This window comes from Candidatus Pseudomonas phytovorans (genome assembly GCA_029202525.1).
Taxonomy (GTDB): Bacteria; Pseudomonadota; Gammaproteobacteria; order Pseudomonadales; family Pseudomonadaceae; genus Aquipseudomonas; species Aquipseudomonas phytovorans.
The window spans coordinates 194,958-216,534 of sequence record CP119325.1 but is presented as its reverse complement, the minus strand read 5'-3'; the positions used below and the strand labels follow the sequence as shown (position 1 = coordinate 216,534).

Below are 21,577 nucleotides of genomic sequence, written 5' to 3'. Positions count from 1 at the left end.
TGGCTTATGCCGGGGCTGTTTCTTTTCGGGGTACAGTTTTTGCCAATACGGGCATCATGTCTCCACTCTCCGGCGCAAAACTGTCACTACGTGCCATCCGCCACATCCGCGCATAGAACTCGCTTTCAATCGAGCCGCTGAGCAACTCGCCTGGCTTGAGGAACGTGTGCAGGTCCGAGAACAGCCCGATTTCGCTGGGGCTGATGCGCCGCGCCAGGTGCTTGGGCTTAAGCTCCGAAGGGTGCTCCAGGCCCGCAGCCGCCAGCATTTCGGCCAGTGCGTGCAGCGTGTTGCGATGGAAGCTGGCCACCCGCTCGGCCTTGTCAGGCACCACCAGGGCGCGCTGGCGCAGTGGGTCTTGCGTGGCCACGCCGGTCGGGCATTTATTGGTGTGGCAGCTCTGCGACTGAATGCAGCCAATGGCAAACATGAAGCCGCGTGCCGAGTTGACCCAATCCGCGCCGATAGCCAGTACGCTGGCGATGTCGAAGGCACTGACGATCTTGCCCGCAGCGCCGATCCGGATGCTGGAGCGCAGGTTCAGGCCCACCAGGGTGTTGTGCACGAACATCAAGCCTTCGCGCATGGGCACGCCCATGTTGTCGCTGAATTCGCGTGGTGCCGCGCCGGTACCGCCTTCCTTGCCATCGACCACGATGAAGTCCGGGGTGATGCCGGTGGCCAGCATGGCCTTGGCAATGCCCATGAACTCCCACGGGTGGCCCAGGCAGAATTTGAAGCCCACAGGCTTGCCGCCCGACAGTTCGCGCAGGCTGGCGACGAAATGCAGCAACTCGACCGGCGTGCGGAAGGCGCTGTGGGCGGCCGGCGAGATGCAGTCCTCGCCTGCGCGTACGCCACGGGTCTCGGCAATTTCGGCGCTCACCTTGTGCCCCGGCAAGATGCCGCCGTGGCCCGGCTTGGCGCCCTGGCTGAGCTTGATCTCGATCATTTTCACCTGTGGCGCGCGGGCCTGTTCGGCGAAGCGATGCATGTCGAAACGACCGTCTGCGGTACGGCAACCGAAGTAGCCACTGCCGATTTCCCAGATCAGGTCACCACCCTGTTCGCGGTGGTACGGGCTGATGCTGCCCTCACCGGTGTCATGGGCAAAACGCCCCATGCGCGCGCCGCGGTTGAGGGCGGCGATGGCATTGGCGCTGAGGGCACCAAAGCTCATGGCCGAGATGTTGAAGATCGAGGCCGAATAGGGCTGACGGCATTGTGGCCCGCCAATGGCGATGCGAAACGATGCCGGGTCTGGCGTGGCCACTGGCAGCATTGAATGGCTGATGAATTCGAAACCGGGCTTGTAGGCGTCGTTCAGGGTGCCGAAGGCTTTCTCGGCGCTTTCGTTCTTGGCGCGGGCGTACACCAGCGAGCGCTGCGAACGGGAGAACGGCAGCTTGTCGTCGTCACCTTCGATCAGGTACTGGCGGATTTCCGGGCGTATGGTTTCGATCAGGTAGCGGATATTGCCCAGGATCGGGTAGTTGCGGCGCACGGCGTGGTGGCTCTGACGCAGGTCGTTGAGCCCGACCAGGCTGAGCAGTGCAGTGACCAGTGTTATTGGCCATAGCCAGGCATGCTGGGGCAGCAGCGGCAGGCTGGCGAAGGTGAACAGCAGGCAGATGGCGAGGCAGGCGTAGCGGCTGGGCAGAGAGTGATTCATGGGTCCATCGCAGGCAGGATGACCGGGCATAGGATAGGCAAAGGCGGGGGAGGGAAAACCTGGGTAATCGGTAAAAGACTCTTACCTGATCAGAGAGGGAGCAGCACGCTGACCCTCAATCCGCCGCCTTCGCGGTTCAACAGTACTAGATCCCCGCCATGGCTTGCGGCGATCCGCTGAGCAATGCTCAACCCCAACCCATACCCGCCAGATGACTGATTACGCGACCCTTCACCGCGCACGAACGGGTCGGTGATTGTCGCCAGCAGCTCCGGCGCAATCCCGGGCCCGCGGTCGTCGATGTGGATGAATACGCCCGTGGTTGCGCGCTCCAGTGTGACCGAAACGTCCTTGGCATAACGCAACGCATTGACCAGCAGGTTCTGCAGGCAGCGCTGCAGCAGCAGGGCATCGACCTGCGAACAACCCGCCTGGCCATGCACCGGTAGTGGTTCTTCAGCGCTAGCCAGTTCGGCGCACTGGCGTGCCACCAGCCGGTCCAGGTCCACCTGCTGCAAATTCAGTTGCTCCCCCGCGCGCAGGTAATCGAGCACCTGGCCGATCATGTCGTCCATCTGCGCAATGTTCTGCCGCAGGCGCTGGCGGTGTTCGTCGTCCGGCAAGCGCTCCAGGCGCAGGCGCATGCGCGTTAGCGGGGTGCGCAGGTCGTGGGATACGGCGGCCAGGAAGTAGGCCTTGTCATTGACCATGGCAATCAGCCGCTGCTGCATGGCGTTGAACGCCTGGGCGGCCTGGCGCACTTCCTCCGGGCCATCCAGTGCCAAAGGCGGTTGTTCGAGGTTGCCACCCAGGCCCCGTGCGGCATCGGCCAGCCGCCGCAAAGGGCGCAGACACAGGCGCACGGCAACCAGGCACACCAGCAGCACCGCGAAGATGCGCAGCGCATACACCCGCAGCAGGTAATCGCTGATCAGCACCCAGGCCGACTCGCCGCTCCAGCCCTGCAGTTCCTGGCCATCGATGGTCAGCCAGTGGCCATCGGCCAACGGCACCGCGAACTGGATATGCGCCTGGGCCGTGCGCAGGCCGAACAGGCTGCGCCACACGATCGGCTGGCCCAGTTCATTGGTCAGTTGCACCTTCATCAGGCGCACTTCCCGCGCCTGCCCCAATTCATACGTGAGGGCCTGCTGCAACAGCAGTTCGACGCGCCTGCGCCCGCGAGGCTCGTCATCCTCAGGCGTGGGCAGCGTTTCGGCGCAGCGCAGCTGGTAGTGGGCTGGCACTTTCAGCGTACCGGCGTGGCAGCTGGCCTGGGCAATCAGTGGTGCACTGCGCGCGGCGATCAACCGAACGGGTGCCTCTAGTACCTGGGCGAAACGCACATCGAACCAGATGCTGCTCGACATCAACTGGATCACCAACGTGCCGCTGACCATGATCAGCAGCAGCTGACCAAACAAGGTGCGCGGCCACAGCCGGCGAAGCCAGCGCAAGTCAGGCATCCGTCTCGCGGCTGGCGATGCTCAGCAGGTAGCCTTCGTTGCGGATGGTGAGGATTTGCGCCGCACCCGCCGGCGCACGTCGTAGTTGCTGGCGCAGGCGGCTGACGCACATGTCCACCGAACGGTCGTCGGGCAGGTGGTCGCGGCCGAACGCACTGCGGGTCAGCTGGTCGCGTGAAACCACCCGGTTGTTGGCTTCCAGCAGTTCGCGCAGCACGCGGTAGTCGGAGCGCGGCAGGGTCAGGGTTTCGCCATCAGGGCGGGTGAGCAGGCGTTTCACGTGTTCCAGGCGAAAGCCCGCGAACAGCTGGGCATTCGCAGCCGGTTCCTCGGCCGGTGTCTCCAGGCGTTGCGGGCGACGCAGCACGGCCTTGATCCGGGCGATCAGCTCGCGTGGCTCGAAAGGCTTGGCCAGGTAGTCGTCGGCACCCACTTCCAGGCCGATGATGCGGTCCAGCGTGCTGCCCTTGGCCGACAGCATGATCACTGCCAGCCCTGGCGTCGCTTGTAACTGGCGGCACAGGCTAAGACCATCTTCACCCGGCAGCATCAGGTCGAGCACCACCAGGTCCACTTTCTGCCGCGCCAGCTGTTCGCGCATTTGCTCGCCGTCGGCAGCAGCCAGCACGATATAGCCGGCATCTGTCAGGTAATCACAAAGAAGTTCGCGGATCTCGTCGTCATCGTCGACAACCAGCAGGGTCGTGCTCATGCGGAAAAAACACCTGTGCGGTGAGGGCCGGGGCGCTCATTACGTTCAATTACATCCCCGTACATGTCGGGTCTGGAGCTTGGAGGGCCGATCCATAGAATCCTAACAAAAAATCATCTGCAAATACGAAGTCTTCCCAAATGAATCCAATAAGCATCCCGAACGCCTTCACCTCTAACAGCCAAAATGGCAATCGCCTCAAGCCGTTGGCCTTCTTCGTTGCCGTCGCTATCAGTGGCGGGGCCATGGCTGCCGACGGCCAAACCCTGGAGCTGGATGCCACCCAGATCGAGGACAGTGCGCTGCTTTCCGCCGACGACGCCGGCCAGTTGGGCTACACGGTCGAGAGCACCCGCAGCTCTACCGGCCTGGCGCTGACGCCACGGCAGACGCCGCAATCGGTCACCACCATCACCCGCCAGCAGATGGATGACCGCGACATCCACACCATCGAGCAGGCGCTGGAAACCGCCCCGGGCGTGACAGCGAGCAAATCCGAGGTGGGCGGGCGTACCGATTACCGTGCCCGTGGCTACTCCATCACCAACTGGAAGATCGACGGCCTGCAGACTCAGGGCGGCTCCGATTTCAGCGGCAGCGGCAACGCGCTCAACATGGACCTGTACGAGCGCATCGATATCGTGCGTGGCGCCAACGGCCTGCTGGGTGGCACCGGCGACCCTTCGGCCACCGTCAACCTGATCCGCAAGGCCCCAACCAAAACCTTCGGCGGCAGCGCCTATGCCACCTACGGCAGCTGGGACAAACGCCGGCTGGGTGCCGACCTGAACCTGCCGTTGTCCGAAGACGGCCGCCTGCGCTCGCGTTTCGTGATGACCCAGCAGGACGCCAACTCGTTCCGCGACAACCAGTCCGAGCGCTCCCGCGCCGCGCTGGCCAATTTCGAATTCGACCTGGACGACGCCACCACCCTCGGTGCCGGCTATCAGTACGAGTACAACAAGGTGGTGGGTGGCGGCTGGGGTGCGAACATCCCGCTGTGGTACCGCGACGGCAGCAAGACCGACCTGCCGCGCAGCACCAACGTGGTGCCCAGTTGGAGCTTTGGCGAGTACACCACCCGCACCGCATTCGGCTCGCTGCAGCACCGCTTCGACAACGACTGGGCTTTGGACCTGAAAGCAGCTCAAAGCACCACCGAAACCCTCAATCACCGCGGCCTGGCCAAGGTCAACTCGGCCGGGCGCGGCACCTATGGCGGCTACTGGGACCAGGACGGCAGCGGTGCTGTGCTGAACGGCCTGCACAGCTCCAGCGACACCACCCAGCAATCGGCGCAAATTGACCTGTCAGGCCCGTTCCAGATGTTCGGCCGCACCCACCAGGCGATGGTCGGCTACAACGACAGCCGTACCGTGGGCTGGTCACCTGAATACAGCTGCACCATGGTTGGCGACGGCCTGGCCAGTGCGCCCTCGGTGGGCTGCCTGTTCCGCGCCAACAACGGCTTGCCGGTGACGGACTGGCGTAACGGTGTGGACGACGATTACAACATGCTCGCCTCGCGTACCGGCCGCCACAGCAAGACCACCACTCGCCTGCAGGGCATGTACGCCGCTACCCGCCTGAGCATCACCGACCCGCTGTCGGTGATCGTCGGCGTGCGCACCAGCAACTACTCCACCACCACCCGCAGCGTGGCAGGCGCGCGTACCAGCCAGGAAGAGAACGGCATCGTCACCCCATACCTGGGCGCGATCTACGACCTCAACGACAACTACTCGCTGTACGCCAGCTACACCGACATCTTCACCCCACAAACCTCTGAAACCAGCAGCGGCAGCAAGGTTGAGCCAATTCGCGGGCAAAGTTACGAGACGGGTATCAAGGGTGAGTGGTTCGACGGCCGCCTGAATGCCTCGGCGGCGTACTTCCGCACCAAGCAGGAAAACAAGGCGGTGCTGGACGGCGACCTGACCACACCGACCGGTGGCGACGCCTACAAGGCCGGCTCCGGCCAGGAGACTGACGGTATCGACCTGGAAGTCGCCGGTGCGTTGACCCCCAACTGGAACGTGTACGCCGGTTATACCTACCTGCACTTCCGTCGCGTCGACAGCGATGGCCGCAGCGACCCGTCGCACCTGTTCAAGGCTTCGACCACCTACCGCCTGAGCGGCCCGCTCGACCGCCTGACCCTGGGTGCAGGTGTGACGGCGCAGACCAACATCCGCGCAATTTCCAGCCCGGCAGGCCAGCCCACCAATGGTGTGAGCAATGGTGCCACCGATGTGAACTGGTCCGGTTATGCCATCTGGAATGCCATGGCCAAGTACCAGTTGACCGACGACACCAGCGTCAGCCTCAACGCCAACAACCTGTTCGACAAGCACTACTACACCCAGTACGGGTTCTATGCCGGGGGCATCTATGGAGACCCGCGTAACCTGTCGTTGACGGTGAGTACCGCGTTCTGATCAAGGCCGCCGAGGGGCTGCTTTGCAGTCCATCGGCGGCAAGCCGGGCTCCCACAGGTACAGCTCAGGCCTCAGAGACACCGGCTTCTATTGGGAGCTGCTGTCATGTATAAAATCCAGAAACTACGCAATCACTGTGGGAGCGGCTTCAGCCGCGAACACCGGGACAGGTCATCTGGGTTATCCCCGAGCCTCGCTCGCTCCCATAGGATGAGGGTGATGAATCGAATCAATCACGTAACTTCAATTCCCTGACTCGTTTGATCACGTATTGCTCAAACAGCGGATGTTTCACTACCGGTCCGTACCGCTCATAATTAGCGAAAGCCCGAAATACCGCGCCGCAGGTATCGTGCTCGCTTTGCGCTCGGTTCTTGTTGCACGCACTGGCCAATATCGCGGTGATGCTCTGAAAGTTTGCTTGCATCCCGGTGTCATCCAGAATTTCCTGGTAAATCGCGCGCCAAGGGCGAGGGTCGATTTCTTCAATCTCCCGGCCGATGAAAGACCAGCTGATGTAGCGCTGCCCATCTATATCGAATTCTTCGTAGCGGTTGTCTGCGTGGAAGTATTCCCGGTCGACGTGGGTACCTCTATGAGGGAGTGAAGGTGCGGAAGGGGAGCGTTTCCCGTTCAACACGTGGTTGCTGATATCGACCTGAACGCAAATGATGGGGCTGGGTAATGAGCTAAAGAGCTTGTAGAAGGTAGCCTCCCTTGATGCACCCACTGTGCTCTGTACTGCACGAAAGTAGGCTTCCACGGTACCTGCGCCTTCGTACTGATCGGCCAGCCAGTCGGACGGCATAAGTAGCTCGGCGGCAAAACGATTAGCTTCGGCCTCCATTTGCATGTACGCCGTGTCGGCCTGGTGTGGGCTGAGATGGGAGATGATGGTGCCGGTGTGCCAAGGAATGACGATGTGGCCGAGCTCATGGGCCAAGGTGAATTTGCGACGGGTGGCCGGAGCTGAGGCGTTAACCAGTACTCGGGGCCTTTGGCTGCCTCCTATCCCGATGGTGATGCCGTCAACGTCGTAGGGGAGGTTGAGGTATTCGAGTTCGCCGTATTCGGTTGCCAACGAGTCGAGGTCAAAGGGAGGAAGCAAATTGCGAATGGCGAGCACGCGGCGTGCCATTTTTTCCTCAGGTGCCATCAGATCTTGCCGACGCTGCGCAACCAGGCTTCTACTTTGGTCGCTTCAGCGATTGACCCTGCGCGAGCCGCCATTGCGTGTCTGTCCTGCGCCAACTCCTGGTCAAGCGTGATGCCGCGTTTCCTGGCTGTAAGCACGAACGGAAGTACGGAGGGGGTGGTTGCCCAAAGTTGGTATTCTTCCCAGCTCATGCCGAGGTACTCGTGCAGCTCCATGTCTAAACCTTGGCGCCCTTCGTGCCAGTCCTCGACAAAACGCTCGATTTCTTCTTCCAGCACGCTGCCTTCCAGGCATAGCTCGACAAAACTCATGTGAACCTCTCAGTTCGGTTTGATCCGTCGCCCGCGGACCGGGGGCTTCAGTGCAATGCCAGTATCAGGGCAGACCGAGCCTAGATGAAAGCCGCGTCGGTCGAAGACTTCGAATTCACCGTGTAGCGAGTCCCATGAATAGTATCGTTGCGCCACGGTATCAAAGTAGTACTTGCGGCCGCCCTCTACAAACGCGACGGTCATACCGCTGACGATAGAGGGATTGGGCCTGGGTTTGCCGCCCATCCAGCATTCCTTATCCAGATTTGAAATCGGCATCACTGCCGTTGAGGGGCAAAAGTCTACAACAATTACTTTCGGTGTATGCGCAACCGCCGGGCACAATTCGTATCAGGCTATGGCAGCCTGATTTTTGCCGCTGTATAACGAAAAAACCCGCCAGAAGGCGGGTTTTTTGGGGGTTCCAGAGATTTTGAAAACTTTCTATGGAACCTTGAATGGTGCCGGCACCAGGAATCGAACCCGGGACCTACTGATTACAAGTCAGTTGCTCTACCATCTGAGCTATACCGGCAATGGGGCGTCATTATAACGATCGTTTGACGCCTGTAAACCACTTCTTTTCAAATCTTTGAAAATGACCTAAGTCACCGGCCCAAAAGAAGAATTTTCTTACCAGCCGCGGTGGATGGTGTTGACGTTTGGCTCGCTTTTGCTCGGGTTGAAGAACAGCTTGTCGTTGTCGCAGCCCCGCTTGCGGCAAGGGCTTTCGGTGCGCAGGGGCAGGCCGTTGTCGCCGCCCAGTTGCATGCCGGGGTGGTTCCAGCCCAGGTTGCGGTTGGGGTGGGGCGCGGTGTTGCTGGCGCAGGCGGTCAGGCCCAGGGCGAGGGTCAACAGGGCGAGGGTTTTGGCTTGGGTCACGATGGTTGGGTCCGTTAGTCCATTGTCGGTTCTGGCGCGACGCCAGAAGGTCGCGGGGCTGGCGGGCAGCGCGCGACGTCACTTTTTAATGATTTGGGGGTGGATGATACACCGTTGCGGAGGTTGCGCATTAGCCTTGTGTTGGCTGATAGGCTCTCTTCGCGGGTAAACCCGTTTCCACAGGGATAGCGTCAGCTTTTAGATTTTGAGCAAGACAGTTGCTTCCACAAGGCACGCATAAAGGCCTATTGCACCAACCACAAGAAATGTTTATGCACAAGTGGCATTACCCTCTTGCGCGAAAGGCATGCCGGAACGCTACGCCGCTGGTCTTTGCGCAAATGCCTGTTTTTACTGGCGTGTAGCTGCGGGCAGGCATAAGCCAAGCGTTTGAAATAGCGCTCGGATCCAACAGGTAATCAAAAGCTTGTTCACAGACTTATCCACAGGTTGTGCTGCGGCTAACCGTCGCGTTCTGCGAGGATGAGCAGGTTGCGCGGGGTGAGTGGATAGTCACAAAACAGGCCCAGGCGCACTTCGTAGCCTTGTTCTTCGAGGAACAGGGCGCGATCGAGCACCAGCCACAGCTCCAGCGGCCGGCGGAACAGGTTGCGTACGCGCTCCAGGTTGCGTACCTCGGCCAGGCGTTGCCAGCCGGCAGCTTCCAGTGCAGCCCAGTCCGGGTTGCCGCTCAGGGGCAGTTGCTTGAGTTCGGCCAAGTCGCGGCAGTACTGCGCGAAGGGCTTCTCCAGCCAGGCTACCGGCAGCGATGGCGTTGGCAGGTATTCGCTGCTCTGGCGTTGCTGGCGTTGCAGCAGGTCGAAGCCCAGGCGTCGGGCCATCGAGGTGTCGCGCTGACGTCGCACACGGGCGCCTGCGGTGACGGTTTCGCTCAGGGACAGGCCCAGGTCATCCAGCGACAATTGTAAGCTGGACGCTTGCCCCTTTGTGGATAACGCCTGGTACTGCTGCGCCGCAATGCGGTTGTAGCAGCAAGGTGCAACGGCCAGTTGCCGGCAACCTTGCTCGCTGGCCAGTTGCATCAGGCGCACATGCAGATCGCCACAGGCATGCAGGGCAACCACGCTTTTCTCACCAACCAGGTGGCGGGCGCTGTCGCTGGCCATTACATCCTGATGTACGTGCTGCGCTGACAAGTGATGGTGGGCGCTCAGGGCTTGGCCGGCAGCGACCAGTTCGGCGTCGTACTCCAGGCAGGTCAGTTGCTGGCCGGGTTGCAGCAGGCGGCGGCCGAGGTGGCCTTTGCCAGCGCACCAGTCCAGCCAGTGGTGCGGCTGGGTACGGAAAGCCAGGTGGCTGGCGAAGGCTTCGATCTGCTGCCATTTGCGGCCGGGGACGGCGACGTCCAGGCGATGGGGGGCGGCAGGGAGCTCAGTTTCCGGGAGGTTGCCCAGGGCGGATAGCTGTTGGGCTTGCTGGGCCAGTTGCGGGAACGGGGCCGGCAACGAATCAGCAGCGTCGGGGTTTTCTGCATCTGCCAGGGAGGCTTGGCGCAAGTGAGCGGCGAGCTCGGGGTGTGTGGTTTCCCAGTCCAGTTGCAGGGTGGTGAAGGGGCGCGGTTTCCACAGCTGTTGGTGCTCGATCAGGAACTGGTCGAGGGCCTGGAAGCGGGTGCTTAGTTGGTGGCTGTGGAGATGGCTGGGCATGAGAAGGATGTGTGTCGAGTTTGAGGGCCTCTTCGCGGGTGAACCCGCTCCCACAGGATTAGCACAGGTTTCAAGGCTTGTGATGTACCTGTGGGAGCGGGTTTACCCGCGAAATGGCCAGTAAGGTCTCAGCGACCCTGGCAGGCGTCTACGCGCAGCCAGCGTTCCAGCAGCTTGAAGCCCTGTACCAGCATGAACGAGATCACCAGGTAGAACACGCCTGCAGCAAAGAAGATCTCCACCGGCAGGTAGGTACGGGCAATGATGGTACGGGCCATGCCGGTCAGTTCCAGCAGGGTCACGGTACTGGCCAGGGCGCTGGCCTTGAGCATCAGGATCACTTCGTTGCTGTACGCCGGCAGACCGATGCGCGCAGCGCGCGGCAGCATGATGTAGAACAGCGCCTTGCCCCGCGACATGCCCAGCGCCCGTGCTGCTTCGATCTCACCTTTGGGGATCGACTGCAGCGCGCCGCGCAGGATCTCGGCAATGTAGGCGGCGGTGTGCAGGGTCATGGTCAGTACCGTGCACCAGAACGGATCGCGCAGGTACGGCCACAGCGCGCTGGCGCGCACTGCATCGAACTGCGCCAGGCCGTAGTAGACCAGAAACAGCTGCACCAGCAGCGGCGTACCACGGAAGAAGAAAATGTAGCTGAATGGCACCGCGCGCACGTACCAGTGGCGCGAAGAGCGGGCGATGCCCAGCGGGATGGCCAGGATCAACCCGGCAACCACCGCAATGGCCACCAGCTCCAGGGTCAGGACCGCGCCCTCGGCCAGGCGTGGCAGCCATTTGAAGATGACTTCCCAATTCATTATTCAGCCCTCGCAAAGCCGCGAGCGGCGCGTTTTTCCATGAAGTACATGCCGGTCATGGCAACGACGGTCAGGCTCAGGTAAATACAGGCGGCGACCATGTAGAAAGTGAACGGCTCTTTGGTCACGGTCACACCGATTTGCGAGTGACGCATGATTTCTTCCAGGCCGATCACCGATACCAGCGCGGTGTCTTTCATCAGGATCATGAACAGGTTGCCAAGGCCGGGCAGGGCGATGCGCCACATCTGCGGGAGGATGATCCGCGACAGGATGCGGCCTTTGGACAGGCCCAGCGCCATGCCCGCTTCACGGTGGCCCTTGGGGATCGCCAGGATAGCGCCACGGAACACTTCGGTGGCGTATGCGCCAAAGCACAGGCCCAGGGCAATTACGCCCGCAGCGAAGGCGCTGAGCTCCAGGCCCGGCATGTTCAGGGCTTCGCCGAGGCTGTTCATCAGCCCGACGGTGCCGAAGTAGATAAGCAGCACCCACAGCAGTTCGGGCACGCCGCGAACCAGGGTCGAGTAAAAGCCGCCAAGCCATTGCAGCGGCTTGGCCGGGGAGGTCTTGGCCAGGGCGCCGAGCAAGCCCAGCACCAGCCCCAGCAGCAAGGCGCAAAGCGCCAGTTTTACGGTCATCAGGGTGCCGGCCATCATGGCCGGACCGAATCCGTGCAGGTCGATATTCATGGGCAGGTCATTCTAGGGACTGGCGCGCCGCAAGGGCGCGCCAATCGGGGCGGGTCATTCGATGCTGAACGGGAAGTACTTGTCGTTGATTTTTTTGTACGTGCCGTCGGCTTTGATTTCGGCCAGGGCTTTGTTCAGGTCATCGCGCAGCTTGGTGTCACCTTTGCGCACGGCAATGCCGATCTTGTCGCTGTCTACTACAGGCTCGCCCTTGAACTCATAATTCTTGCCTGCGTCGGACTTGAGCCATTCGTACTGCACGTACTTATCGGCCAAGATGCCGTCAACTCGGCCTGAGGTCAGGTCCAGATAGGCGTTTTCCTGAGTGTCATAAAGCTGGATGGACTTCAGGATGTCCTTGTAGTTGTCTTCAAGCCAGGTGCCGGCCAGCGTGGCACGTTGAGTGCCGATGACCTTACCCTTCAAGTAGTCCTTGTCGGTCTTGAAGTCGACGTTTTTCGGCGCAATGAACTGCAGCTTGTTGGAGTAGTACGGGTCGGTGAAGTCCACGGCCTGCTTGCGCTCGTCGGTGATCGACAGCGACGACACCAGGAAGTCGAACTTCTTGGCGTTCAGGGCCGGGATGATGCCGTCCCAGTCGGAGGTAACAACCGAGCACTCGACCTTCATCTTGGCGCACAGGGCGTCGCCGATGTCTTTGTCGAAACCAACCACGTTACCGCTGGCATCCTTGTTGTTGAACGGTGGGTAGGCGGCTTCGATGCCCATGCGCAGTTTTTCTGCGGCCATGGCGTTTGCCGACATCACCAGCGTGGCAGCAGCTGCCAGGAGAAACTTCTTGTAAGTGTGCATGTATTGCTCCGTTAGCGGTGGCTTGACATGAATTGCTTGCAACGCGCCGAGGTCGGGTTTTCGAAGACCTGCTGCGGCGATCCCTGCTCTTCGACCAGGCCCTGGTGCAGGAAGACGACTTCACTGGACACATGGCGGGCAAAGCTCATCTCGTGCGTTACCAGCAGCATGGTACGGCCTTCATCGGCCAATGCGCGGATAACGTTTAGCACTTCCTGGACCATTTCCGGGTCGAGCGCCGAAGTAGGCTCGTCGAACAGGATGACTTTAGGCTTCATGGCCAGGGTACGGGCAATGGCGGCACGCTGTTGCTGGCCACCGGATAGTTGGGCGGGGTAGCTGTGGCGTTTGTCGTAGATGCCCACCTTGTTCAGCAGCGCTTCGGCGGCTTCTGTTGCTTCGGCTTTGCTTTGGCCAAGCACGCGGCGTGGCGCCTCGATGATGTTGTCGAGGACCGACATGTGCGGCCACAGGTTGAAGTTCTGGAAGACAAAGCCGATTTCGCTGCGCAGGCGGTTGATCTGGCGGTTGTCGGCGGCAATCAGGTCGCCGTTTTTGGCAGCCTTGAGCTTGAGCGCTTCGCCGGCAACCAGGATTTCGCCCTGGTGCGGGTTTTCTAGCAGGTTGATGCAACGCAGCAAGGTGGACTTGCCGGAGCCGGACGACCCCAGGATGGAGATCACGTCACCGTCGCGTGCGGTCAGCGAAATGCCCTTGAGAATTTCCTGCTCGCCGTAGCGTTTGTGCAAGTTGCGGATTTCCAGCGCGGGCGTGGCCTGAGCCATGTGCGGTCCTCTTGTGTTCGGGTGCGTTCCCAGCTGTTGGCGGCCTTCCTGGCGTGCGCCAAGCTAGCATAGCGGCATTATGACGGCCAACAGGCTCGCCGGGGACTGTGGGCACTGGTGGGGCAGTTTGTCGCATCGCTACAGCGTAACGTCGCGCAGATGTCCGCGAAGGTGTCGCCCAGCACCAGAGCCTTGATGAAAAAAGGCGCGATGGTGCCAGCTTTAGCCCGCTCATGGAAGCGGTTTTGGCCCATCCGCGGGGTAAACCCGACCTTTAGGTCAAACGTCTTCAATGTGAGCGGGGTTACCCACAAATACGTCAGCGGGTTAAAAGGTTGTACCTCAAGGTTGCACTTTTCTGCATTGCGCTGGTGCACAGGTGTTACCGGGGAGCACCTTTGGTGCGTTTGTAAGTGGGTATTTCAGTAATCCGATGTTTTGGCGTCCATTCGGTCAAGGCTTGGCCGAAAGCCCTCCAAACCGCGTCCTGAAAGGCCCGCAGAATTTTCTGACGAATGCATTCAGCACATGGCGCGCTAATTGCCATAGGAAACCGCCGATTGCAGCGACGCCTAGGTCAACCCCAGGCGCGCTCCGTACCCGCAGTCGGCGTGGTCCACTCCTTACAAAGGTAGTTTTAATGAGCGGTAACAATTCCAATGACCTCGCTCAGGGGCTCAAACAACGGCATGTGACCATGCTGTCCATCGCTGGCGTCATCGGTGCCGGCCTGTTCGTAGGCTCCGGCCACGCCATCGCCGCTGCCGGCCCGGCCGTGCTGCTGGCTTACGCCGCCGCCGGTACGCTGGTCGTGCTGGTGATGCGCATGCTGGGTGAAATGGCGGTCGCCTCGCCTGACACTGGTTCTTTCTCTACTTATGCCGACCGCGCCATCGGGCGTTGGGCCGGTTTTACCATTGGCTGGCTGTACTGGTGGTTCTGGGTGCTGGTGATTCCGCTGGAGGCCAACGCCGCCGCGGCCATTCTGCATGCCTGGTTCCCTGCGGTTGACCTGTGGGCGTTCTCTCTGATCATTACCTTGGCGCTGACCCTGACCAACCTGTGCAGCGTGAAGAACTACGGTGAGTTCGAGTTCTGGTTCGCCCTGCTCAAGGTGCTGGCGATCATCGGCTTCATCGCCGTGGGTTGTGCTGCGCTGTTCGGCTTTGTGCCAAACAGCCAGGTAAGCGGTGCCAGCCACCTGTTCGATACCCAAGGTTTCATGCCTAACGGCTTGGGCGCAGTGCTGGCAGCCATGCTGACCACCATGTTCTCGTTCATGGGTACCGAAATTGTCACCATCGCCGCTGCCGAGTCGAAGGACCCGGGCAAGCAGATCAGCCGCGCGACCAACTCGGTCATCTGGCGTATCTGCCTGTTCTACCTGGTGTCGATCTTCCTGGTCGTGGCCCTGGTGCCGTGGAACGACCCGGCCCTGGCTGAGCTGGGCTCCTACCAGACCGTGCTGAGTCGTATCGGTGTGCCGAATGCCAAGCTGATCGTCGACATCGTCGTGCTGATTGCCGTGACCAGCTGCCTGAACTCGGCGCTGTACACCTCTTCGCGCATGCTGTTCTCGTTGAGCAAGCGTGGCGACGCCCCGGCTATTGCCCAGCGCACCACCAAGGCGGCGACCCCGCATGTGGCGGTACTGATGTCCACCGCAGCGGCGTTCCTCTGCGTGTTCGCCAACTTCCTGGCTCCGGCCCAGGTGTTCGAGTTCCTGCTGGCAAGCTCTGGCGCCATTGCGCTGCTGGTTTATCTGGTGATTGCCGTGTCGCAACTGCGCATGCGTGCCCAGCGTGAAGCCCGCGGCGAGAAGATCTCGTTCAAGATGTGGCTGTTCCCGGGCCTGACCTGGGCGACCATTGCCTTCATCGTCGCCGTGTTGGTGGTGATGGCGCTGGGTGAAGATCACCGCGTCGAAATCATGGCGACCGCGCTGTTGAGCATTGGTGTGGTGGCGGCTGGCTTGCTGGTGCACCGCAAGCGTGAGGCTGCAGGGCGGGTGGCGCTGGATAACTGATCCGCGCTGGCTGCAATGAAAAGGCCGCGTCCTGAGAGGGGCGCGGCCTTTTTTGTTGCCTGTACCGGCCTCTTCGCGGGTGAACCCGCTCCCACAGGGATGTCACAGCACTTGAGGTGTGTGGTGTCTCTGTGGGAGCGGGTTCACCCGCGAAAGGGCCGGCACAGGTTAGATCTACCTGTCAGCCAAACTGCTTCTGCAGTTGCTGTTGCTTGGCCACCACTTCGGACGCGGCAACATAGGCTTCCTGGAACTCATCGCTTTCCAGCCAGGCCATGGTGGCCTCTTCGTCGGCGCCATCGAGCCAGCTGCGGTAGGCGTTGAACACCAGCACGATGTAGTCGGTGGCGTGCTCTTCGTTATGCCCTTTCAGTACCAGTGCCAGCAGTGGTTCGGCCAGGAACACCGAAATCATCGCGACCAGGCCGGTTTCCTGTGCGGCTTTCATTCTTTCAAACAGATCGTCGTAGCTGTTCGATTCCAGTGCCTTGTTGAACACCTGCTCGATGCTGGCGCTGTCGCCTGCACTGGCCTTGACTGCCTGGCCGCTGCGTACCATGCGGTTCTGCTTGGCCTTGCTGGCGGCGCGCTTGGCGCGTTTTTGTTGCTTGGTTGGGGTGGCCATCGAGTGAGTCCTTGGGTGTGTCTGAAAAGTGCGTGCATTGAATCGCACTTGCCTGCGAAACCCAAGCGGCATGCGACGGTCTCAGTCACGCTGCCGGATGCCCGGTACCTGCTCATGAGGAATTCACGGATGAAAACATCGCTCGCGCTTTGCCTGCTGACTGTGGCGCTAGGCGGCTGCGGCAACATCGCCGCAGTCAAGTCGTTCAACACCCCGTATGGCTCTCCGACCTCTGGTGATACCGCGCGTCTGCGGGTCATCGCCGATGGGATGGTACGTGCCGTACCGGGCAAGGACTGCGTCGACTGGTACAGCCCGGGGGCAGGGGTGATTGCCGTTCCGCAAAAGGGCTTCGCCGACCGTAATGGCGAAAGCCTGGGTATGCCCGAGGGCGCTAGTGCCATGCAGGGTGATGTGGTCAGTGAGGTGCTTGTCCCGGCCGGCAAGCCGTTCACCCTGCACTTTCTTGATGGCGGCCGTGGCAGCTACAACAGCGTCACCAACTGCCTGGGCATGTTCTACTTCGTGCCGCAGAAGGGCGCCGACTACGAAGTGGTGGTCCATGGCTACAGTGCCTGCGGCGTGAAGCTACAGCAACTGGGGGCAGAGGCGCCGGTGCAGGTCACAAAAGCTGAATACTGCAGCGTCATGGCCAACTTCTGATGCCTCCTGCCTGGCTGGTTCGTGCCTGCGGCTGAGCAGGGTTGGTTCAACAGTTTGAAACAGGTGCAAATTGATGTAATGTGAACTGTGGTTTACATTTTTCTAATGCCCACAATCATTCAAACTGAGACATATAGAAGGTGGTTCGCTGCACTGCGGGATGATCGCGCGCGGGCTCGAATCAATGTGAGGTTGCGTCGAATCGAGCTTGGGGCGTTGGGTGACTGTAAGCCGATCGGTGAAGGAGTATCCGAGGCTCGGATCGACTTTGGTCCAGGCTATCGGGTTTATTTCGTTCGACGTGGCTATGAAGTGATCATTCTGTTAGCAGGTGGCGACAAAGCCACGCAGGCCAGAGATATCAAATCTGCGCTCAAATTGGCACGCGATCTTTAGGAGGCCGCCATGACGGGTAACAAACTCACCAAATGGGACGTTGTTGACCATTTGAAGACCGAGCAAGACATGCTCTTGTACCTTGAGGCCTGTCTTGAGGAGAACGACCCAACGCTGCTTGCAGCCGCTTTGGGAGATATCGCTCGGGCCCGTGGTATGGCTCAGCTGGCTCGCGACACGGGTCTCACTCGAGAAGGCTTGTACAAGGCCTTGTCCGCAGAGGGTAACCCCAGCCTGGCGACCATCATGAAGGTCATGGCGGCGCTAGGCATAAGGCTTCATGCTGAAGCAGTGCCCCCTCAGGCCGCTGGGTAGCGGTATGGGTTGTCGGTAAAACGCAAGGGGCAGCTTGATGCTGCCTCAGACAGAGAAATCACAGACAACAAAAAACCCGCACTAGGCGGGTTTCTTGTTGTCGCTTCGGGTAACTTTGCAACCACCAGAAGCTTGAAGGTGGTGCCCAGAGACGGAGTCGAACCGCCGACACGAGGATTTTCAATCCTCTGCTCTACCGACTGAGCTATCTGGGCGACGAGGTGAATTAAATAGATTTCCGGACCGCTCGTCAACGACTTTTTGAAAAAATTTTAAATTAATTCCGTCGCTTACGATTTTTGGGGTCATTCGGCCGGTGGAACGTAGCCGTCTGCCTGGGCGTAGTCTTCGCCAGCGAAAAACTTGTCCATCTCGCCCTGGATGAACCTGCGGTCCTCGGCGTTCATCATGTTCAGGCGTTTTTCGTTGATCAGCAGTGTCTGGTGCTTCTGCCAGTCGGCCCAGGCTTTCTGCGAGACGTGTTCGAAGATTTCCAGGCCCTTGGCGCCGGGGTAGGGCGGGCGCTCCAGGCCTGGCAGTTCTTCTTTGTACTTGCGGCACATCACGGTGCGGGTCATCGGGCGTCTCCTGCAATCAGTTCGTCGGCCGCGCGTTCAAGCAGCTTTTTCACCGGGGCGGCAAGGCCCAGGCGCGGCGGGGTGGCGAGGTTATACCAGAGCCAGTCGGCCTCGGCCACGTGCTCGCCGACCAAGTCGACGTGCACCAGCCAGGGCTCGATTGCCAGCTGGAAGTGGCTGAAGGTATGGGTCAGGCCGTCCATGGCGCGCCTGTCAGCCAGGCGCAGGCCGTGCTGGTAGGCCAGGTCGTCGAGCTGGGCGATGTCGTCCAGTTCCGGCAGGCTCCACAAACCACCCCACAGGCCGCTGGAAGGGCGGCGATAAAGCAAGATGGCGCCTTCGTGGTTGGCCAGCAGTGGCATCAGCGTGCGCCGTTGCGGCAGCGCCTTGCGCGGTTTGGGCTCCGGGTAGCGGGTTTCTTCACCGTGCAGGTGCGCCTCGCAGCCGCGCTGCAATGGGCAGATCAGGCAACTGGGCTTGCTGCGGGTGCACAGCGTGGCACCCATGTCCATCATGGCCTGGGTGTAGTGGTTGGCGCGTTGCTGCGGGGTAAAACGCTCGGCCGTGGCCCACAGCTGGTTGGCCACCTTGGGCTCGCCGGGGTAGCCGGCCTGGGCGGTGTAGCGGGCCAGCACGCGCTTGACGTTACCGTCGAGGATCGGCGCGCGAATGCCCATGCTGATGCTGGCAATGGCGCCGGCCGTGGAGCGGCCGATGCCGGGCAGCTCGGTAAGCTGCTCGACACTGCGCGGAAACTCGCCGCCATGTTGCTCGACGACGATCTTTGCGGCCTTTTGCAGGTTACGTGCGCGGGTGTAGTAGCCCAGCCCCGTCCACAAGTGCAGCACTTCGTCCTCCGGCGCCTCGGCCAGGGCCTGCACGGTCGGCAGGGCCTGCATGAACCGGTCGAAGTAGTTGAGCACGGTGCTGACCTGGGTCTGCTGCAACATGATTTCCGACACCCACACCCGGTATGGGGTAATGCCCTGTTGCCAGGGCAGTTCGTGCCGGCCGTGCTCGTCATACCAGTCCAGCACAGCGCTGGAGAACTGCTCGGGGCTCATCGCTTGAACAGCCCCTTGAGTGCGTCTTTTACTTCCGGGCTCACTTTGTCTCCGAGTTTCTCTTCAAGCTTTTCATCAATCTTGTCTTTCAGGCGGTTGCCGGCCAGCTTCGCGGCTACCTTGCCCATGCCGCCCTGGTCCAGGCGACAGGCCTTGGCGCCGAGTTCCAGCGGGCCGCGGCAGCGCAGCGGCACTTCAACGCCCACATAGCGTTCGTTGACCTGGCAGGCCGGGTCCGGCATGGCGCGCTGGTCGCCTTCGACAATCACGCCGACGTTGTAGTCCATGCCCAGCACGCGCAGGTCGAGGTCGCCGTGGCCGTTGACGGTCAGGCCCGGGATGCGCGCCTTGAGGTCCGGGTTGCTGGCAACGCCATTGCGCACCACCAGGCTGCCGCGCAGTTCCTGGAACGGGGTGTCCTTGCCACGTGGCTCGCCGCTCAAGGTTTTGCGGTTGAGTGTGGCGATGGCCTGGCACAGCTGCTGTTCCAGATTGGCGTTGACCAGCACGCCATCATTGATGGTGAAGTTGGCGCTGCCGTTGAGGGTGTCGACCAGGGCTTTCTGGCTGTTGCCAGTAGCGGTGAGGTCGCTGGTCAGGGTCAGCAGGCCTTTGACCGGTGGCACCTGGTCCTTCCCTTCGGTCTTGATGAAGTGCTCTACCGGCACCCGCTGGATGTTGGTGTTCACACCCAACTGCGGTACGGCAGGGCGCACGTCGACCGTGCCTTTGGCTTCGAAGGTGCCGTTGTACAGCTCGCCACGCAAGGTTTGCAGGGTCAGCAGGCCGCCTTGGCCGATGGCCTTGAGCTGGGCATCTTCGATCGGCAGCTTGTCGACGGTCAGCGAGCCAAAGGCCAGGTCGGCCTGCAGGTCGAGGGCACGCAGGCGGTCGACCGGCAGCAGCTTGTCGTCGCTCCAGGCTACCTGGGTCGGGGCGTTGGGCAGTGGTGTGGTACCGGCACCGGCTACGGCGCTGGCTTCTTGCTGCTTGACCTCGGCCTGGCGCGCGGCAGTGGCGCCCTTGGCCTCTTCGCTCTTGGCTGGCAGGTAGCGGTCAGCGTCGAAGGTGTCGCCCTTGAGCTGCAGGCGCAGGGCCTGCTTGGCGAAGTCTTCCACGGCCACACGGCCACTGAAGGTACTGTCATCCAGCTTCACCGCCAGGTCTTCCAGGGCCAGGCTGTTTGCTGTGCCCTGCAGGCGGGTGACCAGCTCCAGTTTGGCGAAGGCTGCCGAGTCGTTGGTGGCCGGCAGCGGGCGGCCAATGCTGTCGAGGAAGGTGCGCAGGTTGAACTGCGCGATGGAAAGGCCACCGCTCAGTTGTGGCGCCTTGTCCAGGTCACGCACATTCAGCTCGCCCAGGGCACGCAGCTGGTTGGCCGAAACTTTCAGGCCGTTCCACGAAGCGACATTGGCGGCCATGTCGACCAGTAGTTGGCCCTGGGCGGCGAAGGTCACGGTCTTGCCGCCGGTTGGCTCACCCGAGGTTTCGCCTGACAGGCGCATGTCCTCGAAGTTGTAGCGCTTGAGCTTGCGGTCGAAGCGCAGTTCGCCGGCCAGCTCGGTGCGGGCCTTGATGTTCGGCTCGCTGGCGCTGATAAAGGCACTGGCCTTGAGCGGAATGTTCGCGCCTTCGTGAACCGGGCCGGTGCTCAGCTGGATGCTCTCGGCGCTGTAGGTCTGGCCAGTCTTGGCATCGGTGTACTGCACGCGGGCGTTGTTCACGGTCAGGCTGTCGATGTCCAGCTTGACGGCACGCTCGTTGCCATCGGCAGGCGCCGGCTTCGGTTCGGCGGGGGCCTGAGCGGGGGCATTCGCTTGCGCATCGGCAGGGGTGCCGTTCTGCGCGGGCAGCGGCTTGCCGATGTCTTCCCAGTTGCCATGGCCGTGTTCGTCGCGGGCCAGGGTCAGATTAAGGCCTTCGACGCGCACGTCGCTCATCTGCACTTCGCGGCGCAGCAACGGCAGCACGCGCACGGACAGGCCGAGCATTTGCAGGTCGGCGAACGGCTCCTTGGGTTTGGCCAAGGTGGCGATGCTTGCTTCGTGCAGCTCCAGGCCCAGCCACGGGAACAGGCTCCAGCCAATGTCACCGTTGAGGGTCAGCTCGACGTGAGCCTTGTCGCGCGCCAGCTGGCGAATCTCGTCTTTGTAGTCGTTGGGATCAAAGAGGTGGGTCAGGGCGAAGCCCAGCGCCACGATGATCAGCAGCAACCCGAGAAGCCCCAGTCCCAGGATTTTGCCGAACGCTTTCATGGGCGAGTCCTTGTAGTCCGTTAGTGAATTCAGGCGGCAGAGTATAACGCCGCGGTGGTTGTCCCTGCTTATTCGGCTAGAGATACAGGGCATTTCCTACACTTGCAGCAGATGGTACGGCTTTCCACAGGCAAACAGGACCGTTTCAGCAGAGCAAAAAATCACGATATCAGATTGCTTTCACGCCACTTGGCTCTGCTAATCTTGCGCCGCTTTGCGAGCACCCACCCTATAAGAAGGATC

Annotated in this window: 21 protein-coding genes and 2 tRNA genes; 5 read left to right on the top strand and 18 right to left on the bottom strand. The window is 61.2% G+C overall.

The genetic code is table 11. The features are described 5' to 3' along the window. Positions 1–4 precede the first annotated feature (4 nt). The 3 genes from P0Y58_00930 to P0Y58_00920 form a co-directional block, all read right to left on the bottom strand. The gene (locus tag P0Y58_00930) at positions 5–1,672 is read right to left on the bottom strand and encodes an FMN-binding glutamate synthase family protein (protein WEK30785.1); all 1,668 of its coding nucleotides are present in this window, start codon (positions 1,670–1,672) and stop codon (positions 5–7) included. Between the two features lie 89 nt (positions 1,673–1,761). Beyond that, the gene (locus tag P0Y58_00925; protein ID WEK30784.1) at positions 1,762–3,138 is read right to left on the bottom strand and encodes an ATP-binding protein; all 1,377 of its coding nucleotides are present in this window, start codon (positions 3,136–3,138) and stop codon (positions 1,762–1,764) included. Next, positions 3,131–3,850 (bottom strand): response regulator, encoded by a 720-nt coding sequence (locus P0Y58_00920; protein WEK30783.1) that lies wholly within the window; start codon positions 3,848–3,850, stop codon positions 3,131–3,133. Before P0Y58_00920 ends, P0Y58_00925 begins: the two co-directional genes overlap by 8 nt. Positions 3,851–3,990: 140 nt before the next feature. Here P0Y58_00920 and P0Y58_00915 point away from each other — a divergent pair, with 140 nt between their 5' ends. Continuing rightward, complete coding sequence (locus P0Y58_00915) at positions 3,991–6,288, top strand: TonB-dependent receptor (protein ID WEK30782.1); 2,298 nt, start codon at positions 3,991–3,993, stop codon at positions 6,286–6,288. Between the two features lie 229 nt (positions 6,289–6,517). Here P0Y58_00915 and P0Y58_00910 read toward each other — a convergent pair whose 3' ends face one another. The 10 genes from P0Y58_00910 to P0Y58_00865 all read right to left on the bottom strand — a co-directional run bounded on the left by P0Y58_00910 (position 6,518) and on the right by P0Y58_00865 (position 13,412). Then, positions 6,518–7,444 carry an ImmA/IrrE family metallo-endopeptidase gene (locus tag P0Y58_00910; GenBank protein ID WEK30781.1) on the bottom strand — a complete coding sequence of 309 codons (927 nt, stop codon included), beginning with the start codon at positions 7,442–7,444 and terminating at the stop codon, positions 6,518–6,520. Then, positions 7,444–7,755 carry a hypothetical protein gene (locus P0Y58_00905; GenBank protein WEK30780.1) on the bottom strand — a complete coding sequence of 104 codons (312 nt, stop codon included), beginning with the start codon at positions 7,753–7,755 and terminating at the stop codon, positions 7,444–7,446. Before P0Y58_00905 ends, P0Y58_00910 begins: the two co-directional genes overlap by 1 nt. A gap of 9 nt (positions 7,756–7,764) precedes the next feature. After that, positions 7,765–7,959, bottom strand: a complete 195-nt coding sequence (locus tag P0Y58_00900; GenBank protein ID WEK33249.1) for a colicin E3/pyocin S6 family cytotoxin — start codon at positions 7,957–7,959, stop codon at positions 7,765–7,767. A 255-nt stretch (positions 7,960–8,214) separates the two neighbouring features. Further along, positions 8,215–8,290, bottom strand: a tRNA-Thr gene (locus P0Y58_00895). Positions 8,291–8,388: 98 nt separating this feature from the next. Beyond that, positions 8,389–8,637 (bottom strand): hypothetical protein, encoded by a 249-nt coding sequence (locus P0Y58_00890; protein WEK30779.1) that lies wholly within the window; start codon positions 8,635–8,637, stop codon positions 8,389–8,391. Between the two features lie 461 nt (positions 8,638–9,098). Then, positions 9,099–10,304 carry a methyltransferase gene (locus P0Y58_00885; GenBank protein WEK30778.1) on the bottom strand — a complete coding sequence of 402 codons (1,206 nt, stop codon included), beginning with the start codon at positions 10,302–10,304 and terminating at the stop codon, positions 9,099–9,101. 128 nt (positions 10,305–10,432) lie between these two features. After that, positions 10,433–11,122, bottom strand: a complete 690-nt coding sequence (locus tag P0Y58_00880) for an ABC transporter permease (GenBank protein ID WEK30777.1) — start codon at positions 11,120–11,122, stop codon at positions 10,433–10,435. Further along, entirely contained in the window at positions 11,122–11,814 is a 693-nt protein-coding gene (locus tag P0Y58_00875) for an ABC transporter permease (GenBank protein WEK30776.1), read from the bottom strand. The genes P0Y58_00880 and P0Y58_00875 overlap by 1 nt, the downstream gene beginning before the upstream one ends. Positions 11,815–11,868: 54 nt before the next feature. After that, the gene (locus tag P0Y58_00870) at positions 11,869–12,627 is read right to left on the bottom strand and encodes an ABC transporter substrate-binding protein (protein WEK30775.1); all 759 of its coding nucleotides are present in this window, start codon (positions 12,625–12,627) and stop codon (positions 11,869–11,871) included. An 11-nt stretch (positions 12,628–12,638) separates the two neighbouring features. Beyond that, positions 12,639–13,412 carry an ABC transporter ATP-binding protein gene (locus P0Y58_00865; protein ID WEK30774.1) on the bottom strand — a complete coding sequence of 258 codons (774 nt, stop codon included), beginning with the start codon at positions 13,410–13,412 and terminating at the stop codon, positions 12,639–12,641. Positions 13,413–14,052: 640 nt separating this feature from the next. Between P0Y58_00865 and gabP the strand changes: the two genes are divergently transcribed. Then, complete coding sequence (gene gabP, locus P0Y58_00860) at positions 14,053–15,438, top strand: GABA permease (GenBank protein ID WEK30773.1); 1,386 nt, start codon at positions 14,053–14,055, stop codon at positions 15,436–15,438. Between the two features lie 181 nt (positions 15,439–15,619). On the opposite strand, the gene P0Y58_00855 is transcribed toward gabP, so the two are convergent. Continuing rightward, positions 15,620–16,063, bottom strand: coding sequence for a hypothetical protein (locus P0Y58_00855; GenBank protein WEK30772.1), 444 nt, complete (start codon positions 16,061–16,063; stop codon positions 15,620–15,622). A gap of 129 nt (positions 16,064–16,192) precedes the next feature. Between P0Y58_00855 and P0Y58_00850 the strand changes: the two genes are divergently transcribed. The 3 genes from P0Y58_00850 to P0Y58_00840 all read left to right on the top strand — a co-directional run bounded on the left by P0Y58_00850 (position 16,193) and on the right by P0Y58_00840 (position 17,437). Then, entirely contained in the window at positions 16,193–16,726 is a 534-nt protein-coding gene (locus tag P0Y58_00850) for a hypothetical protein (protein WEK30771.1), read from the top strand. Between the two features lie 105 nt (positions 16,727–16,831). Continuing rightward, the gene (locus P0Y58_00845; GenBank protein WEK30770.1) at positions 16,832–17,122 is read left to right on the top strand and encodes a type II toxin-antitoxin system RelE/ParE family toxin; all 291 of its coding nucleotides are present in this window, start codon (positions 16,832–16,834) and stop codon (positions 17,120–17,122) included. A gap of 9 nt (positions 17,123–17,131) precedes the next feature. After that, positions 17,132–17,437 carry a putative addiction module antidote protein gene (locus P0Y58_00840; protein WEK30769.1) on the top strand — a complete coding sequence of 102 codons (306 nt, stop codon included), beginning with the start codon at positions 17,132–17,134 and terminating at the stop codon, positions 17,435–17,437. Between the two features lie 139 nt (positions 17,438–17,576). Here P0Y58_00840 and P0Y58_00835 read toward each other — a convergent pair. The 4 genes from P0Y58_00835 to P0Y58_00820 form a co-directional block, all read right to left on the bottom strand. Next, positions 17,577–17,652: transfer RNA gene (locus P0Y58_00835), tRNA-Phe, on the bottom strand. A gap of 90 nt (positions 17,653–17,742) precedes the next feature. After that, positions 17,743–18,015 carry an oxidative damage protection protein gene (locus P0Y58_00830; protein ID WEK30768.1) on the bottom strand — a complete coding sequence of 91 codons (273 nt, stop codon included), beginning with the start codon at positions 18,013–18,015 and terminating at the stop codon, positions 17,743–17,745. After that, positions 18,012–19,079: an A/G-specific adenine glycosylase gene (mutY, locus tag P0Y58_00825; protein ID WEK30767.1), complete on the bottom strand. Its 1,068-nt coding sequence runs from the start codon at positions 19,077–19,079 to the stop codon at positions 18,012–18,014. The genes P0Y58_00830 and mutY overlap by 4 nt, the downstream gene beginning before the upstream one ends. Then, on the bottom strand, positions 19,076–21,334 hold the full coding sequence (locus P0Y58_00820; protein ID WEK30766.1) for an AsmA family protein: 2,259 nt from the start codon (positions 21,332–21,334) through the stop codon (positions 19,076–19,078). Before P0Y58_00820 ends, mutY begins: the two co-directional genes overlap by 4 nt. Positions 21,335–21,577 lie beyond the last annotated feature (243 nt).